13 protein-coding genes are annotated in these 16,967 nt (G+C 64.4%); 6 read left to right on the top strand and 7 right to left on the bottom strand.

All coding sequences use genetic code 11. The features are described 5' to 3' along the window. From ACIQ3R_RS06450 to ACIQ3R_RS06435, 4 genes are all read right to left on the bottom strand, one after another. A partial coding sequence (locus ACIQ3R_RS06450; protein ID WP_397416422.1) for a CHASE2 domain-containing protein occupies positions 1-934 on the bottom strand: 934 nt, incomplete at its 3' end. 3 nt (positions 935-937) lie between these two features. Continuing rightward, positions 938-1,771 carry a phosphodiesterase gene (locus ACIQ3R_RS06445; protein ID WP_397416428.1) on the bottom strand — a complete coding sequence of 278 codons (834 nt, stop codon included), beginning with the start codon at positions 1,769-1,771 and terminating at the stop codon, positions 938-940. A gap of 49 nt (positions 1,772-1,820) precedes the next feature. Next, on the bottom strand, positions 1,821-3,254 hold the full coding sequence (locus ACIQ3R_RS06440) for an aldehyde dehydrogenase family protein (RefSeq protein WP_397416420.1): 1,434 nt from the start codon (positions 3,252-3,254) through the stop codon (positions 1,821-1,823). A gap of 23 nt (positions 3,255-3,277) precedes the next feature. Continuing rightward, positions 3,278-4,924 (bottom strand): acetolactate synthase large subunit, encoded by a 1,647-nt coding sequence (locus ACIQ3R_RS06435; RefSeq protein ID WP_397416418.1) that lies wholly within the window; start codon positions 4,922-4,924, stop codon positions 3,278-3,280. A 178-nt stretch (positions 4,925-5,102) separates the two neighbouring features. On the opposite strand from ACIQ3R_RS06435, the gene gdhA reads away from it, so the two are divergent. Beyond that, positions 5,103-6,461, top strand: a complete 1,359-nt coding sequence (gene gdhA / locus ACIQ3R_RS06430) for an NADP-specific glutamate dehydrogenase (RefSeq protein WP_397416416.1) — start codon at positions 5,103-5,105, stop codon at positions 6,459-6,461. Positions 6,462-6,559: 98 nt separating this feature from the next. Here gdhA and ACIQ3R_RS06425 read toward each other — a convergent pair whose 3' ends face one another. The 3 genes from ACIQ3R_RS06425 to ACIQ3R_RS06415 are packed head-to-tail and all read right to left on the bottom strand — an operon-like array spanning position 6,560 to position 11,770. Further along, entirely contained in the window at positions 6,560-8,431 is a 1,872-nt protein-coding gene (locus ACIQ3R_RS06425) for a cytochrome c3 family protein (protein WP_397416414.1), read from the bottom strand. A gap of 3 nt (positions 8,432-8,434) precedes the next feature. Beyond that, positions 8,435-9,313, bottom strand: a complete 879-nt coding sequence (locus ACIQ3R_RS06420; RefSeq protein WP_397416412.1) for a hypothetical protein — start codon at positions 9,311-9,313, stop codon at positions 8,435-8,437. A gap of 3 nt (positions 9,314-9,316) precedes the next feature. Further along, a complete protein-coding gene (locus ACIQ3R_RS06415) occupies positions 9,317-11,770 on the bottom strand; it encodes an NAD(P)-binding domain-containing protein (RefSeq protein ID WP_397416410.1) in 2,454 nt (817 codons plus the stop codon). 134 nt (positions 11,771-11,904) lie between these two features. On the opposite strand from ACIQ3R_RS06415, the gene ACIQ3R_RS06410 reads away from it, so the two are divergent. From ACIQ3R_RS06410 to ACIQ3R_RS06390, 5 genes are all read left to right on the top strand, one after another. Further along, on the top strand, positions 11,905-13,878 hold the full coding sequence (locus ACIQ3R_RS06410; RefSeq protein ID WP_397416408.1) for a heme lyase CcmF/NrfE family subunit: 1,974 nt from the start codon (positions 11,905-11,907) through the stop codon (positions 13,876-13,878). Beyond that, positions 13,875-14,414 carry a DsbE family thiol:disulfide interchange protein gene (locus ACIQ3R_RS06405; RefSeq protein ID WP_397416406.1) on the top strand — a complete coding sequence of 180 codons (540 nt, stop codon included), beginning with the start codon at positions 13,875-13,877 and terminating at the stop codon, positions 14,412-14,414. Before ACIQ3R_RS06410 ends, ACIQ3R_RS06405 begins: the two co-directional genes overlap by 4 nt. Before the next feature lie 14 nt (positions 14,415-14,428). After that, positions 14,429-14,878: a cytochrome c-type biogenesis protein CcmH gene (locus ACIQ3R_RS06400; protein WP_397416425.1), complete on the top strand. Its 450-nt coding sequence runs from the start codon at positions 14,429-14,431 to the stop codon at positions 14,876-14,878. Then, positions 14,878-16,071, top strand: a complete 1,194-nt coding sequence (gene ccmI / locus ACIQ3R_RS06395) for a c-type cytochrome biogenesis protein CcmI (RefSeq protein ID WP_397416404.1) — start codon at positions 14,878-14,880, stop codon at positions 16,069-16,071. The genes ACIQ3R_RS06400 and ccmI overlap by 1 nt, the downstream gene beginning before the upstream one ends. A gap of 3 nt (positions 16,072-16,074) precedes the next feature. Then, on the top strand, positions 16,075-16,967 hold an 893-nt coding region (locus ACIQ3R_RS06390), incomplete at its 3' end, for a histidine kinase dimerization/phospho-acceptor domain-containing protein (RefSeq protein ID WP_397416402.1).

Here is a 16,967-nt window from a genome sequence, read left to right as displayed (position 1 = left end):
CTTCAATCATTTGGGACAGGGCGTGGACGTGCACCTCAACGCCGGGCGTGCCGTCGTAGTGGCCCGGAAGGAAGCGCAACGGCGTGGTGTGCATGTCCTCTTTCAGGGTGTCGGAGTCGGCCGTGGCTGAACGGGTGACGCGGCCGATGAAGACGATCTTGTCCTTGAACAGCGCGTCCGGGAGGAACGAGATAAACGCCGCCGAATAGGATGGCGCGATAGCGCCGGTGTTTTCCGCCTGCACTGAGGGGTCAGGCCGACGATAGCGTATGGCGAAGGAGCCGGGCTTAGGTGTCAGGCCGACTGCGGCAACGCCTGTCTCGGTGGCCAGAGCCCGGTTCACCCCGGGCAGGGGATCGTAGCGCCGCACGACATCATCATAGTCCACGCGGACCAACGCGCGAGCGTCTGCGTAGTGCAGTTTGGGCGCCACCGGGAAGTCCACGCCAGGCTTCAGCTGAGGATCGACAGCGGCGATGATCGGGGCTTTGGTGTTGGCGATGCGCCGCTGGAACTCGGCGAACTCCTCGGGCGAATCCCAGGTGTCGAGCAGATAGTCGACGGCGGTCGCCTTAACGCCCTTGGCGTCCAATGCCGCCAAAAGATCGGCGAGCCAGATCTTGTCGATGGGTGAGAGGCAATGGCAGGCAGAAGCCTCGCGCATGGCGTTGAGGGCGTCGTCGTCGATCTTAACAATCACGAACTGAGGTTTGGCCGCCGGAGCGCCAATGGCCTGGCGCAGGTCGTAGGTCAGGTTCTCAACGAAGCGCACCGGTGTCGTGCGGTTGAGCGCCAGGGCGGCGGCCGTGGCCAACCCGGCGACGACGAACACTGTGATGATATCCGCCCAAGTCTTGCCTCCCGTCGCACGAAGTCGCGCGATCAGGCCGTTCAGCAACCCGATGATCCCGCGTTGCGTCGGTCCCGTCGCCATCGGTCAGGCGAGCTTGCGGAAGGGGAAGTTGTAGGTCACCGCTGGCGTGTACTCGCCCGCCTGGCAGACATGGGTGGTGATTGAGCCGTGCTGGCACATCAGCAGCTGGAAGGCCGGTGGTTCCTCGACAAGGATCTCGCGACCATCAGGCACGAACATGTCGACTTCGGAAAGGTCCAGGGTGAGTTGGATTGATGTTGCCGGCGCCGACGACAGGACGTGGCCCGCGAAGACGCCATTAAAGGCGCGGTGGAGGTGGCCGCAGACGATGGTCTGAACCTGCTCGCGCCCTTTGAGAACACCTGCCAGCCGTCCGATCCAAGGAGAAGCGGGGTCCGGGTCCATCCACTGGATGCCGCTGGGGATCGGAGGGTGATGGATGACCACAGCGGTGGGTTTGTCAGGCGCTTCGTCGAGGGTCGCTGCCAGCCAAGCCGCACGATCTTCGCAGTACTCCCCGTGATTGGGGCCATCGAGAGAGTCGCAAACCACTAAGCGCATCGGGCCAAAGTCGACGGCGTATTGGACAAATCCATTGGCGTCGGTCTGCGCGCCTGGGCCCGAGAATACCGACAGGAAGCCCTCACGGCTGTCATGATTACCGATGGCATAGAAAATCGGGATCTCGCAGTCGGCCATCACCCGTTCGAGCTCGAGGTACTCCTCGCGTTCACCACGGTCGACCAGATCACCGCTGGCGACGATGGCGACAGGGCGGGGGCGCAACTCGTGGATGGCCTTCATGACCTGGCGCAGCCGGTCTTCGTTCCGCTGTTGATTCAGCGGATCTTTCTCCGTTGTTACATGGAGGTCGGTGATCTGAGCGATCGTCAACACCAAGCCGCCTCCCCAAGCAGCACGCGTAATCCCGTATAGTTACGGACGATCACCGGCGACGGATGACCAGATTGCGAATTTCCGTCATGTCTTCCATCGCAAAACGCACCCCCTCACGACCTAAGCCGGAATCTTTCACGCCGCCATAGGGCATATTGTCCACCCTGTAGCTCGGCACATCTCCAATCACGACGCCGCCGACGTCCAGGTGGTCCCAGGCGTCCATCATTTTGAATAGATCGCGCGTGAAGATGCCCGCCTGTAAACCGAACTTGGAATCGTTCACCTCATTCATCGCATCCTTGAAGTCAGAGAACTTCGAAAGGATGGCCACTGGCCCGAAGGCTTCTTCGGCATAGAGCGCGGCCTTGCGACTAACGCCCTCGAGCAGAGTGGCTTCCAGCATCGCGCCCTCGCGCTTGCCGCCGCAGAGCAAAGTGGCTCCATCCGCCACAGCCGCCTGTATCCAGCTGTCGAGGCGCCTCGCTTCTTTCTCGTCGATCAATGGGCCAACGAAGGTGGTTTCCTCTCGCGGGTCGCCGGCGATAAGGGTCTTGGTCTTGGCGATCAGCCGGGCCTTCAGCTCCTCGTAGATCGAGGCGTGGATGATGATCCGCTGCACGCCGATGCAAGACTGGCCCGACTGGTAAAAGGCGCCGAAGATGATGCGTTCGACCGCATCCTCGAGGTCCGCGTCGGCGTCGACGATGACCGCCGCGTTGCCGCCCAGCTCCAACACCACCTTCTTCTTGCCCGCCTTGGCCTTTAGGTCCCAGCCGACGCCCGGCGAGCCGGTAAAGGACAGCAGTTTCAGTCGCTCGTCGGTGGTGAAGAGGTCCGCGCCATCCCGTTGAGCGGGCAGGATCGAGAAGGCGCCCTTCGGCAGATCGGTCTCTGCCAGGATCTCACCGATAATGATCGCGCCCAGTGGAGTGCGTGAGGCGGGCTTCATCACGAACGGACACCCGACCGCGAGCGCGGGCGCGATCTTGTGAGCCGCCAGGTTCAGCGGGAAATTGAAGGGGCTGATAAACGAGCAGGGGCCGATCGGCACCCGCTTCCACATCCCGACATAGCCCTTGGCGCGAGGTGAGATGTCGAGCGGCTGAACCTCGCCCGTCATGCGCACGCTTTCTTCCGCGGCGATTCGGAAGGTGTCGATCAAGCGGGTGACTTCGCCTCTGGCGTCGCGGATCGGTTTGCCGGCTTCGATGCAGAGCGCATAGGCCAACTCGTCGAACCGTTCCTGGAAGCGGGTGACGCAGTGGGCCAGCACAGCCTGCCGCGCATAAGCCGGCATTCGGGCCATCGGCTCGGCCGCCTCCAGGGTCGCGGCTATGCCGGCGTCAATGATCGCGGCGTTGGCGAGCGCCACCCGGGTGGCGACCTTGCCCGTGTACTTGTCCGTCACCTCGAGGTCGAGGTTGGGGGTCTGAGCCTCATTGGCCAGATAGAGCGGATAGCTCTCTCTCAGCGCGGGCATGGCAGCGTCTCCCTTCGCCGTTGTCAGAGCGCCGCGCTCAATTCCTTGATCTGCCGGTTCAGGATCAGATCGTTGTCGGAATAGTCCACCGGGCAGTCGATCAGATTGACCCCTGGCGTGTTGAGGCATTGCTTGAGGAGTTCGGGTAGGTGTGACGCGCTCTCGACGCGATAACCGTTGGCGCCATAGCTCTTCGCGTATTGGACGAAGTCGGGGTTGCCATAGGTGAGGCCCCAGTCCTTGAAGCCCATGTTGGCCTGCTTCCAGCGGATCATGCCGTAGGAATTGTCGTTTAGGATCAATACGGTGACATTGAGCTTGAGCCGGACGGCGGTCTCCATCTCCTGGCTGTTCATCATGAAGCCGCCGTCGCCGCAGATCGCCAGCACCTTGCGGTCCGGATAGACCATGCTGGACATCATTGCTGAGGGCAGGCCCGCGCCCATCGTGGCCAGGGCGTTGTCGAGCAGTACAGTATTGGGCGCACGAGCCGGATAGTTGCGGGCGAACCAGATCTTGTAGACGCCGTTGTCGAGACAAATGATCCCATCCTGCGGGATCGCGTCGCGGATCTGCTTCACCAGATACTGCGGGTAAATCGGGAACCGCATGTCGTTTTCGTACTTGGCGGTATGCTCTACCTCGGCCGCGCGGGCCTTGAACATGGCAGAGAAATCCCAACTTGATTGGGGCAGAATATCTTCCTTGATCTGCCAGATCGCGTTTCCGATATCGCCGATCACCTCATACTGCGGGAAGTAGACCGGATCGACTTCGGCCGAGCGGAAGTTGATGTGGATCACTTCGGCCCCGCCCGGTTGCATGAAGAACGGCGGCTTCTCGATCACGTCATGCCCGACATTGATGATCAGGTCGGCCGCGCCGATGGCCCGGTGAACGAAGTCGCCCGCCGACAGCGCAGCGCAGCCGAGGAACTTCGGGTTCAACTCATCGACCACGCCCTTGCCGAGCTGAGTCGAGACGAAGGGAATGCCGGTCTTTTCGATGAACTGGCCGAGCATGCGGCTGGTCATGGCGCGGTTCGCGCCGGCGCCGATCACCAGAATCGGCGACTTGGCCTGTTCAATCCGCTTGGCTGCGGCGCGGACGGACTTTTCATCCGGCACCGGTCGCCGCGCGTTGCTCTTGGGGAAGGGCTTGGAGTCGGTATGTTCCTCGGCGATGTCCTCCGGGAACTCGATATGGACGGCGCCCGGCTTTTCCTCCTGAGCCAAGCGGAACGCCTCGCGGATCCGACTGGGGATATTGTCGGCGCTGGCCAGCTGGTGGGTGTACTTGGTGATCGGCTTCATCATGTCGACCACGTCGAGGATCTGGAATCGACCCTGCTTGGACTTCTTGATCGGCTTCTGGCCGGTCAGCATCATCATCGGCATTCCACCGAGCTGCGCGTAGGCGGCGGCGGTGACGAAGTTGGTGGCGCCCGGACCCAGGGTGGCCACGCACACCCCAGCCTTGCCCGTGTGACGGCCATAGGTTGAGGCCATGAAGCCCGCGCCTTGTTCGTGCCGGGTCAGGATGAGTTTGATCTTTGTGGATCGCGAAAGGCTGTCCAGGAAGTCGAGGTTCTCCTCGCCTGGAACCCCGAAGACGTACTCGACGCCCTCTTCCTCAAGACACTGCACAAAAAGATCAGACGCTTTCGTCATGGTCGCTCCCCAAGCCCGGATATGAATTGACGCATATTCCTGCGACTTGTGAAGGGGCGGCGAACACGACCTTGGACAGCGCGTCCAAAAATGCGCTTTAGTCCGTATGGGAGTCAGCGCGTTTCCGACGAAGCACAACTACCGGCTCGCGACGCGGACCGGTGAAAAGGGGCAATAGATGGCAGTTAGCGATCATGTGGATCTGGCGACCTTCATCGAAGGTGTGAAGCGGCGAAATCCGGGGCAGCCCGAATTTGTTCAGGCCGTCCAGGAAGTGGCCGAGGACATCTTCGATTTCATCCAGGACAAGGAGCAGTATCACAAGGCGCAGATCCTGCGCCGGATCGCCGAGCCCGACCGGGTGATCAGCTTCCGGGTCTGCTGGCAGGACGACAAGGGCGACATCCGGGTGCAGCGCGCCTGGCGCGTCCAGAACAACAACGCCATCGGCCCCTACAAGGGCGGCATCCGGTTCCATCCCTCGGTGACGGAGAGCGTGCTGAAGTTCCTCGCCTTCGAGCAGACCTTCAAGAACGCGCTGACCGGTCTGCCCATGGGCGGCGGGAAGGGCGGTTCGAACTTCAACCCGAAGGGTAAGTCGGACGGCGAGGTGATGCGGTTCTGCCAGAGCCTGATGACCGAACTCTATCGTTATATCGGCGCCGATGTGGACGTGCCGGCCGGCGATATTGGCGTGGGCGCCCGCGAGATCGGCTACATGTTCGGCCAGTACAAGCGGATCACCAACGAGTTCACCGGCGTGCTGACCGGCAAGGGATTGGAGTACGGCGGCAGCCTCATTCGCACGGAAGCGACCGGCTATGGCGCGACCTATTTCCTGCAGAACATGCTGAAGACGCAGGGCAAGGACATCGAGGGGCACACGGCGGTAATCTCGGGTTCGGGCAATGTGGCGACCCACGCCGCCGAAAAGGTGACGATGCTCGGCGGCAAGGTGGTGACGCTTTCGGACTCGGAGGGCTTCGTCTACGACCCCGACGGCATGACCCAGGACAAAATCAATTGGGTGAAAGACCTCAAGAACAAGCGTCGCGGCCGTATCAGTGAGTACGCCAAGGAGTTCAAGGGCGCGGAGTTCCACGCCGGCAAGACGCCCTGGGGGGTCAAGTGCGACCTTGCGCTGCCCTGCGCCACCCAAAATGAGCTCTTGGGCGACGACGCCCGTATGCTGGTCAAGAACGGCTGCATTGCGGTGTCGGAAGGCGCCAACATGCCGACCAACCTGGAAGGGGTGCATGTCTTCAAGGACGCGCAGATCCTCTATGCGCCTGGCAAGGCTGCCAATGCTGGCGGCGTGGCGGTCTCGGGCCTGGAGATGAGTCAGAACTCGGCGCGCATTTCCTGGAAGGAAGAGGAGCTACAGCGCCTTCTGCAGGACATCATGCTGGGCATCCACACCTCCTGCCTGGAGTACGGCGGCCGTCCGGGTTCAAAGATCCCGGACTATGTGAAGGGCGCCAACATCGCCGGCTTCAAGAAGGTGGCGGACGCAATGCTGGCCTTCGGCGTGGTCTGAGCCTCGGCCAGATCGCGGAAGTTGCGAGCGCCGCCCCGGGTGACCGGGGCGGCGTTTTGCTTTGTGGAGTCATCGATGCTCGTGACGGAGATCGACCGTCAGGCCCCAGCACCCCGGCGGGCGATCTTGTCGGCCTTCCATCTCAACGATTCCAGCGGCGGATGGCCTGGAGCCGGTGTCGACTGACCCGGGGCGTGGAAGCTGTGGCAGGTTGTGCAGTCAGCATCATCGGCCGCGGGCGTCTGGGCGGTCGTCTTGCCGTGGCAGGTGGCGCACTGGGCAAGGTTCGGCAGCAACAGGTCGCTGCTGCGGGCAGATGTCGTGGTCTTGTGGCAGTCGGCGCACGTGGCCGCACCGGGTTTAGGCCCGCCGGGTCCTCCATGTTCCGGCACCGAGTGATCGAAAGCGCCGCGCGGAAGGTATCGGTCGGTCAGCGACACCGGCGCCATGCGCACCGTGTCGCCCGCCCAGGTGATCGTGTGGCAGTCGTAGCAGGCTCCGCCAGGAGAGAAGGTCGCGCGATAGGCGCTTGCCCCCGACGCTGCGAACGCCGTCGGGCGGATCATGCCCGGGCGGGCGCGATTGTCGCCAGCGGAGCTGGTGAGCGTCCGACCGGCAAGCGTGTCGACCACCTTCTGGAGCTCGCCGTGGGGCAGGTTGCGGAGTTGGCCGTCAACCCGGGTGTAGGCGAGGCTGTGACAATCGCCGCAATCACGTTCCATCTCGATAGGCTTGAAGCCTTGGCCTGAGACGTCGGCGCGGTGGCAGGACGCGCAGTCCAGCGGGCCGCCGTAGCCTGCAGCCTTGCCGAGGACGATAGCCTGCCGGGCCACGCCGCCCGTAGCGCTCAGATGCACATCATGCGGGAAGATCAGGCCATTGCGTTCCTGCGGCCCGCGGCTGAGCGGGATACGTTGCAGAGTGGGCCTATCGCCCGCAGCGGTGACGACTAGCGGACGGAAAGCAGGATGTCTGCCCCAGTCGGGCGTGTCGATCAGATCGGTCTTGCCGAGCCGTCCTGAGAGACCCGTGTGGCAGGACTGGCAGTCGTTGACTTCAACCAGCGTGGGCTTATCGGCCAAGGGCGCCTTGGGATCTTCGTCTGCGATGGGCGTCGGCTTGGTGTGCTCGATGTGACAGCTCGCGCAGCGGTCGGTCGGGTGGTTGAAGGCGCGTTGAACAAGCGCTCCGACCATTGCTGGACCTGACGGAAGGGGCGTGCCCTTTGCGAGTCGGTCGGGCGTTGCGTGATCAAAGACCAGCCGGGGTTCAAACGGACTACCGAGCTCGGCGGATCGGGCAATGGTGATCGCTCGGGCGGCGGGGTCGGCCTCGGCCTTGTGGCAGTCCAGGCAGGCGTCATCGCGCACCGAGACGAAAGCGTTGGTGTGACAGGCCTTGCAGTCTGTTTCGAGGAAGGCGTGAGACTTTGAGAGAGGCCCGCTCGACCACTGCTGGTCGGGATGAATCTTGGCAGGGGATAGAAGGTCCGAGGCGAACAATGGGACCAGAAGACAGATCAGAAAGATACCGGCGCCCAGCGCCCAAGCCATGTTGCGGCGACCGAAGACGGGCGCCTTGAGCGAAAACACGCTGGGGCTCTTGGGATCGGCATGGTCGTCGCGTTCGACGGTGACGGCGCAGCCGCCATCCTCGGCTATGGCGAAGGTCAGGTGATAGCTGGCGAAAGCGACGACCGGACGGGCCGAGAGGTTCAGGTCCGCGCGTTGGACGTCGCGACCATCAACCTGGAAGGAAAGACCGCTCACGCTCTCGAGCGTCACTCGACCTGGCCCCGTCAGCGTGGCGCGCGCATGGCGGGGATCGATGGCCAAGTCCGCCAGTACGATATCGTTGTCGGTTTCGCGACCCAGGTTGAGCGTGGGCCCCGCGACCTCGCGCTCGCGGATGATGGGGTCGCCGCCGCCGGCGCGCTGGGTGATCAGTTTGAGGTGAAAGACTCCAGCCACGGATCACCAATAGACGAAAACGCTGACGATATGCGCCGTAAGCGCCGCCAGCAGGGCGAAGGTCGCCGGGATGTGAATGAAGAGCCAGACCTCGAGCATGGCGGTGATGCGCATCTGTCGGCGTGCGAGCGCCAACGCGTCGGATTTCTGACGGAGCAGATCCTCGATCTTGGCGAGCGCCTCGGCCTGGCGGGCGCTTTCCGAGGCGGGCAGGGCGCGGAGACGGGTGAGCGCGCGGGCATTGGCGCAATCGCCGTGAGCGCCGGTCAGCTGTCGCCAGAAGCCGCCGCCGAGGCTGGTCTGTTCGATCGACAAACGGACGATCGAGGCGCCGGCGCGATTGAGCGGCTGGGCGGCGTCGTTGAGCTGGCGGTCCAGGCTGTCGAGCGTCTCCAGCATCTGGCGGCGTGTGGTCTCACCCCGATTGCCGTGCAGGCGCTGGGGCAGGTTTCCATAGGCCCAGATGCCCCAGCCGCCGGACGCGATCACCGCCAACATCAGGGCGTAGGCCAGGGTGTGCACGTTCCAACCGAACTGGAAGCCGGTGTGCAAGGTGCCGATCACGATCAGCGAAAGTCCGAGATAGACGTGGGCCGAGACCCAGGCCTTGAGAGAGTAGTGCCCGGCTGTAATCACCCGCTTGCGCACGCCCAGCAGCGCCAGCCAGACGATCAGGCCGGCGCCGATGATTCCCAGCAAATAGCCGAGCCAGCTTCCGCCGCTAGGTGGCTCCTGCAGCTGGGTCGCGACCCAGATGTAGAGCGCCACCACGACGATGCAGAGGCCAGTGGCGATCTGCGCCCAGCGAAAACCCTTGTGTCGCAGGAACCCTTCGTGGGTCCGATGCCTGACACGTTCTGTATGCCCCCCGGCCTGCGTCACGCCTCAACCGCTCCGCTCAATACGCGCCACAGACAGGAAGGCGTCGGGCGTAACCCGGATCGCCGCACCGGTTGGGCAGGCGCGCACGCAGGCCGGGCCGCCAGCCTTGCCGGAACACATGTCGCACTTGATCGCCAACTTGGGCGATTCTCCTCTCCCGGTCTTCGACGCCTTCTTGCGCCAGGCGTAATCAGGCTGGCCGGGACCAGGCCCTTTGCCGAACAGCATCCACTCCCAGAGCGCCGGCTTCTTGGGCGGCGGTTTATCCATCTGGATCACGCCGTAGGGGCAGGCGCGCTGGCAATTGCCGCAGCCGATGCAGGTGTCGGAGATGAACACTTCGCCATCGGGGCCCCGACGAATGGCGTTGGGCGGACAGTCGCTCATGCAGTGCGGATGCTCGCAGTGGCGACACGAGGTGGGCACGTGGATGTTGGCGAAGGTAGTGCCCGCTTCCCGGTTGAGCCGTGACAGCCCGTCATGGCTGTCAGCGCAGGCCTTCTCGCAGTTGTCGCAGCCGACGCAGAGGCTTTCGTCGATGAGCAACACGTCGGTCGCCTCGCCGATACCCTGCTTGATCAGAAAATTTGCGACCGAGGAGTACATATCGACCGCGCCGCCGAACTGTTCCTTCTGTTCCTCGATGAATGCGTTGACCTCGCGGCGTGCGCGCATCTCGTCGTACATCCGCTTGGCCAGCTCGGGCTTGCGGGCCAGAAGCCGGCGGAAGGGGTCGGCGGGCAGTTTCACCACCTGGGAGCGGATCGCGGCCTTGACCGTGGCGACTCGCGGGGCGCGTTCGATCATCGCCATCTCGCCAGAGTAGGAGCCAGCCGGGACGTAGGACATGAACACTGGCTTGCCACCCAGATTCTTCTCCACGATCATTGATCCGGAGCGGATGATGTAGAGATCGTCGGAGATATCGCCTTCGTTGATGATCGCTTCGCCGGGCTTGACGTCTATTACCTCGGAGCCGGCAAGCACCTCCTGAATGTCGGCGGGTGTTAGGCCGGACTTGAAAATCTGTAGCACCTGCCGCTCGGTGGTGATGCGGTTCACCGTTTCCCGAGCCTGTGGCACCTGACTCATGAGCTTCAGCGCCGCCATCCGAGGGATTTCAACGCATATGGTGGGTTCGGCCGCGCGGATAGTGGCGCCGCGCTTGCGGCCTGAGATCAGGCCCACCTCGCCGAAGATCGAACCCTGAGGGATTGGGACAGTGATGTTGGGATTGGAGGGATCGACCTCCACCTTCACTGAGCCTTCTGCGATGCCGAACACCGACGATCCCGACTCGTTGCGGACGAACATTGCGTCACCCGGGCGGTAGGCCCGGACCTCCGAGTCGAGCAGGAACTCCCGCATCTGCAGAGGCGAGAGACCGTTAAGGATCTCCACGCGGCTGCGTAGAAACTCCAGCCACTCCGCCACAGTGCGGTTTCCAGGTAGATCCTTGAGCTTGGCCTTGAGCAGCGGTTCGTCGGCTGGCTCGAGCGCCGCGTTCCCGGAGATGAACTCCACCGCGTCATAGCCCTGGTTCATGCAGTGCTTGATCAGCGGGTATCCGGCCAGCGCGCCGATCACATATATGCCGGGCTTGCTGGTGCTCTCGAAGGTTGGGGTCAGGGTCGGGAAAGCGGTCCGGTCCGGGCTGGCGAACTGCACGCCCGCAGCCTCGACAAAGGCGCGCGGCGGTGCGGCGCCCATCCGCGCGATGATGCGGTCGCAGCGATGACGAGACTGGCCCTGAGGCGTGTCGACGGTGATCCAGCCGGTTTCGACCTTGGCAGTACTCGTCTCGGTCATCACCGAGATGCGGCCGGCGTCGCGCGCGGCGAGCAGACCGTCGACATTGGGCTTCTTGGCCGTCGGGAAATCTGCGCCCCGGTTCAGCAGGGTGACGGTGTTGTTCTGGCCGGCGTCGGCGATCAAGCCCATCGCGTTCTCGATGCCGGCGTCGCCGCCCCCGATGACGAAGATGTGTTCGTCCGTGTATTCGCCGGGATCGTCGAGTTGGTACTGCACGTGCGGCAAGTCGCCGCCTTCGCAGCGCATCAGGTTTGGATTGCCCTGAGTGCCCACGGCGAGGATGACGTTCTCGGCCATGACCGCGCCACCGGTCTTGAGTTCCAGCGTGAAGGCGCCTCTTTCGCCGGTTATCGCCTTTACGTCGGCGTTGAAGCGCACGTTCACGCCGGCCGCCGCAGCGTCCTGATTCCACTGATCGAGAATCTTTTCACGCTTACCAGCGTCAAATTGGCAGTCGGACCGCAGCACCAGCACGGCAGGCGTCGCCATGACGTGCTTGCCCTTTTGGTAACGATAGATCGTATCGGAAAGGTGGTCGGTCTTCTCCAGGAGCACATGCGAGAGGCCCTTCCGCGCAGCATGCGCGGCGGCGCTCAATCCCGCCGGACCGGATCCGACGATCGCGATTTTGAAGGTCTCGGCCATGACCTCCCCCGGTCCCCCAACGCCTTTGCGATCAACAGATCTATCGACCGCACCCAAGAACCGAGAATGCAACATTCCCGATCCGCACCGAACGCGCTACCACGCGACGTCACACCATAGGGAGCACAAAGTCCATGACGGCGGAAGTCGGTCAGTTCGCACTGATCCTGGCCCTACTGCTGGCCGCGGTCCAGACCGTGGCGCCGCTTTGGGGTGCAGCGAGAGGGGATGCGGTGCTGATGGCCCTCGGCCGGCAGGCGGCGCTGCTTCAGGCCGGATTCGTGACGCTCGCCTTCGGATGCTTGGCCTATGCCTATGTGGTGAGCGATTTCTCGATCGCGTTGGTGGCGCAGCACAGCCACACAACCCAGCCGCTTCCGTACCGATTCTCCGCGTCCTGGGGCAGCCACGAGGGCTCGATGCTGCTCTGGGTGCTGATCCTGGCGGTTTATGGCGGCGGTGTCGCCGCATTCGGCGGGACCCTGCGCGAAACGCTTCAGGCCCGGGTTTTGGGCATCCAAGGGCTTCTGGGCGTAGCGTTCCTGGGCTTTCTGATCTTCACCTCGAACCCTTTCCTGCGGCTCGATCCCGTTCCGGCCAACGGAGCGGAACTCAATCCGCTGCTCCAGGATATCGGGCTCGTGTTGCACCCGCCGCTGCTCTACCTCGGATACGTCGGCTTCTCGGTGGCGTTCTGTTTCGCCGTGGCGGCCCTGATTGAAGGACGCGTTGACGCGGCTTGGGCCCGCTGGGTTCGCCCCTGGGTCCTGGCTGCATGGGCGCCCCTCACGGCGGGCGTCACCCTGGGCAGCGCCTGGGCCTATTACGAGCTGGGCTGGGGCGGCTGGTGGTTCTGGGACCCTGTGGAGAACGCCTCGCTGATGCCTTGGCTTCTGGGTACGGCGCTGTTGCACTCGGCGCTCGTTCTCGAACGTCGCGGGGCGCTGGTTTCCTGGACCTTGCTGCTGGCGATCCTCACGTTCTCGCTCAGTCTGGTGGGTACATTCCTGGTGCGATCGGGCATCCTCACCAGCGTGCACGCCTTTGCGGTCGACCCGGAACGGGGCGTCTACATTCTGGGCATACTGGTCGTGACCACCGGGGCGTCGCTGGCGCTCTACGCGTGGCGGGCGCCGGGCCTGCGATCCGGGGCGGTCTTCCAGCCCATTTCGCGCGAAGGTGGCGTAACGCTCAACAATCTCTTCCTGGCCGTGCTGACGGCCACGGTCTTCCTCGGAACCTTCAGCCCAGTTTTCATCGAGATGCTGAACGGCGAAAAAATCTCGGTGGGCCCCCCCTACTACGCGCTGACGTTTACGCCCCTTGCGGTGCCATTGCTGCTGGCGGCGGTGTTCGGACCGATGTTGACCTGGCGGCGCGACAGCGTGCGTGCGGCGCTCGAGCGGCTCAAAGTCCCAGCCGCCATCGCCGCCGTAGTGCTGATCGGCGCACTGATCGCGGGGGGACTTAAGGGCGTGGTGACCGCGATCGGCCTGAGCGTCGCGGCTTGGCTGATTCTGGGTTCGGTGTGGATTCTGGTCCGTCGATGGTGGGCCGGCAGAGCCTATCTGGGGCGTTCCATCCGGACGACGCCACGGTCGATCTGGGGCCTTACGGTCGCCCACCTTGGCCTGGGTCTTTTGGCGCTTGGGATCACCGGCGTCACGGCATGGGACAGCGACAAAGTGCTGAACATGAAGCCCGGCCAGTCCACGGAGTTTGCTGGTCGCACCCTGACAATGCTGGCGCTGGAGACCGTTCAGGGCCCTAACTATGAGGCGCGGCGGGCCCGCTTCGAAGTGAAGCAGGGCGAGGGCAGCTACACGTTCCGAAGCGAACGACGCTTCTATCCGACCGCCCAGTCCCAGACGACTGAGGCGGCGATCCGTGTGAGCCCGCTGGGCAACTACTATGTCCAGGTCGGTGAAGAGTCCGAGGCGGGCATCGTCGTGCGCATGTGGAACCATCCACTGATCGTCTGGATATGGATCGGCGGCTTCGCGATGTCGGCGGGCGGCCTGATTTCGCTCAGCGACCGGCGGTTAAGGCTGGGCGCCGGCATCCGCGAGCAGCCCTTGGCCCAGGCTCGGCCGGTAGCGGCAGAATGAAGCGGCTCCTGTTTCTTGCGCCGGTCGCGGCGTTCGTCGTCCTCCTGCTGGTGTTCTTCGTCGGCCTGGAGCGCGACCCGCGATCGCTACCGTCTGCATTCATAGGCAAGCCCGCTCCGGCCTTCGCCGTCGGACCGGTCCGTCCGGGCGACGTGGGGCTCTCGAACGCTGATCTGAAGACAGGTGAGCCGATGCTGCTCAACGTCTTCGCCTCCTGGTGCGGGCCATGCCGGGTGGAGATGCCGGTGTTTCTGCGGCTGAGGTCGGAAGGCGTGGCGATCCATGGTCTGGCCTGGAAGGAGAAACGCCCCGGTGACAGCGCCCGCTGGCTCGCGGAGTTCGGCGACCCTTATATCCGCGCCGGAGAGGATCCGACGGGGCGCGCGGGAATCGAGCTCGGCGTCGCCGGTGTGCCGGAGACCTTCGTCATCGATAAGCAGGGGCGCATCCGCTATCGGCACGTCGGCGCCCTGACCCCCGATGATTGGGACCGCAAAGTCGGGCCGCTGATGGAACAGCTGAAGAGGGAATCGTGAGAACTTTGGCGGCGATGCTGACGACGGGGGTGCTGCTCGCCGCCGCGCCAGCCTGGGCGGTAAATCCTGATGAACAACTGGCTGATCCGGCCCAGGAGGCGCGCGCGCTTCACCTGGGGCGTGAGCTTCGCTGCGTGGTTTGTCAGAACCAGTCGATCGACGATTCAAACGCTGAACTAGCCCGTGATCTCCGGATCGTTTTGCGCGAGCGCATCGCAGCAGGGGATACCGACGAACAGGCCATGGACTACATTGTAGCGCGCTACGGCAGCTTTGTTCAGTTGCGCCCCCCGGTCCGGGGTGACACGGCGGCTCTCTGGTTCGGACCGCTGGCCGCGCTACTGCTGGGCGGCGCCGGTGTATTGATCTATCTGCGAAGCCGCCGCCCGGTCGGCCTCGAAGGCTTGACACCGGATGAAGAGGCGGAAGCGGCGCGCATGTTGAAGGAAGGTGGGGATCGCTAATGTGGCTTTGGGTGGTCCTGACCCTGATGACGGTGCTGGCCACTCTCGGGCTGGCGGTGCCGCTGATCCGGCGGCGTGACACCGCTTTGAAAGGGCGGGCCGACACGCTGAGTGTCTTGAAGGATCAACTCGGCGAACTGGAAGCGCAGGCCGAGGCGGGCGCTATCCCGGCGGCTGAGGCTGAGGCGTTGAAGACCGATCTGAAGCGCCGGGTGCTGGCCGAGGCGCGCCAGGGCGAGACGGCGGCGCGACCGTTGTCTGAGCGGGCGTTGCTGATCGTGGCGCTGGCGGTAGTCTCGTCGATCACCCTCGCGGGGACTGGTCTCTACCTGGCGCTGGGCCGTCCGGACCTGCCCGGACGTCCGACTCCGGCCGAAGACCTGAGAACAGCCAAGCCGGACGCATCGACGGACCACCCGCAGGGCGATGTGGCCGCTATGATCGGCCAGCTTGAGGCCCAAATGCGCAGCCAGCCAGGCAACGTGGAAGGCTGGCGGATGCTGGGCTGGTCCTACCTCCAGACCGGCCGCAACGCCGAGGCCGCTGAAGCCTATGGCCGTGCCGCCGCTCTGGAACCGGGCAATGTCGAGTACCTTTCCGCTCAGGGCGAGGCGACGGTGCTGGCGGCTCAAGGCCAGGTGACGCCCGCGGCCGAAGCGATTTTCCGCCGCGCCCTGAGTTTGGACGCCGCCGACCCGCGCAGCCGCTACTACCTCGCCGTCGCCAGGGATCAACGTGGCGATCGTGACGGAGCAATGAACGATTGGATCGCCCTGCTGCGTTCGGCGCCGCCCGGTGCGCCCTGGGCCGCCGAAGTGCGCGGCATGGTGGAGCGGATCGCCGCGGAGCGTGGGATCAACATCGCCTCTCGCTTGCCCCCCGCGGCGCCCAACCCTGCCGCGCCCGGCGCGCCGGGACCGACCGCTGCGCAAGTGGCGGAGGCTCAGGCGATGTCCGAGGCTGACCGCCAGCAGATGATCGCGGGCATGGTCTCCGGGTTGGCCGAGCGGCTGAAGCAGAATCCGCGCGACCGGGCCGGTTGGGAACGGCTGCTTCGCGCCCGCATGGTGCTGGGCCAGACGTCGCAGGCCGCTGCCGACTATCGAGCCGCCAGCGCGGCCTTCGCGGGCTCCCCCGGTGATCAACAGGCGCTGCGTGAGGTCGCGCGGCAAGTCGGCGTGCCGGTGAGCTGAGCCATGGGCGAGGCGGCCGAGCGAACGGGCGCCGGAGCGGCGGCTCAACTCATCCTCGAACTGCTGCCCGAGCCGGTAATCCTGGTGCGGGGCGGCGAGCACGAGGCGCCCGAGATTTCCTATGGCAACCAGGCCGCCAGAGAGGTGTTTCGCATTCGGCTGGCCGGCGCGCCCCTTGGCGCAGCCATGCGCCAGCCTGAGGTGTTGGAGGCCATCGAGCATGCGCTGGCCACTGACACGCCGACCGAGGTGGCGTTCGAAACCATTGGCGTCCAGCCTCGTTACTGGCGCGCCTTTGCCAGACCCTTGGATCTGACCCACGACGGCCAGCGAACCCTGGTTGTCGTGCTTCGGGATGAGACGGACGCCCGGCGCACCGAGCGAATGCGGGCCGACTTCCTGGCTAACGCCAGCCACGAACTACGAACGCCGCTGGCATCCCTGGCCGGGTTCATCGAGACTCTGCGCACCCATGCCCGTGACGACGCGGAGGCGCGTGAGCGGTTCCTGGAGATCATGGCCGAGCAGGCCAACCGCATGGCGCGGCTGGTGGACGACCTGCTCTCGCTCAGCCGCATTGAGCTCAATGAACACATTCCGCCGGCCGGGAAGGTCGATCTGGCCCGGACTGTGGAGGATGTGTCGGACGCGCTGCGGCCGGTGACTGCGGCGCGGGGCGTCAGCATCGTGACCGAGGTCGCAGCCGGCCCCACCTCGGTGATCGGCGACCGGGACCAGCTTGTCCAGGTGATCCAGAATCTTGTCGATAACGCCGTGAAGTACACGGGACGGGGTGGGCAGGTTCGCGTTCAGCTGGCGGCCGCCGCGAATTCTGAAGCTGCTCGCGCGCCCAGCCGGTCGGGCATTGGTCTGTCGTTGCTGTCGCCGGATGCGAG

Source organism: Phenylobacterium sp. (assembly GCF_044371015.1).
In the GTDB taxonomy this organism is placed as follows: Bacteria; Pseudomonadota; Alphaproteobacteria; order Caulobacterales; family Caulobacteraceae; genus Phenylobacterium.
Note: the sequence above shows the minus strand (reverse complement) of the source record. Positions and strands in the feature narration are given on the sequence as shown.

Bases quoted from the DNA above. Each gene is read 5' to 3' on its own strand.
- ACIQ3R_RS06435 (WP_397416418.1), bottom strand. From the start codon at position 4,924: ATGACGAAAGCGTCTGATCTTTTTGTGCAGTGTCTTGAGGAAGAGGGC.
- ACIQ3R_RS06415 (WP_397416410.1), bottom strand. From the start codon at position 11,770: ATGGCCGAGACCTTCAAAATCGCGATCGTCGGATCCGGTCCGGCGGGA.
- ACIQ3R_RS06400 (WP_397416425.1), top strand. From the start codon at position 14,429: ATGCTGACGACGGGGGTGCTGCTCGCCGCCGCGCCAGCCTGGGCGGTA.
- ccmI (WP_397416404.1), top strand. From the start codon at position 14,878: ATGTGGCTTTGGGTGGTCCTGACCCTGATGACGGTGCTGGCCACTCTC.
- ACIQ3R_RS06410 (WP_397416408.1), top strand. From the start codon at position 11,905: ATGACGGCGGAAGTCGGTCAGTTCGCACTGATCCTGGCCCTACTGCTG.
- gdhA (WP_397416416.1), top strand. From the start codon at position 5,103: ATGGCAGTTAGCGATCATGTGGATCTGGCGACCTTCATCGAAGGTGTG.
- ACIQ3R_RS06405 (WP_397416406.1), top strand. From the start codon at position 13,875: ATGAAGCGGCTCCTGTTTCTTGCGCCGGTCGCGGCGTTCGTCGTCCTC.
- ACIQ3R_RS06440 (WP_397416420.1), bottom strand. From the start codon at position 3,254: ATGCCCGCGCTGAGAGAGAGCTATCCGCTCTATCTGGCCAATGAGGCT.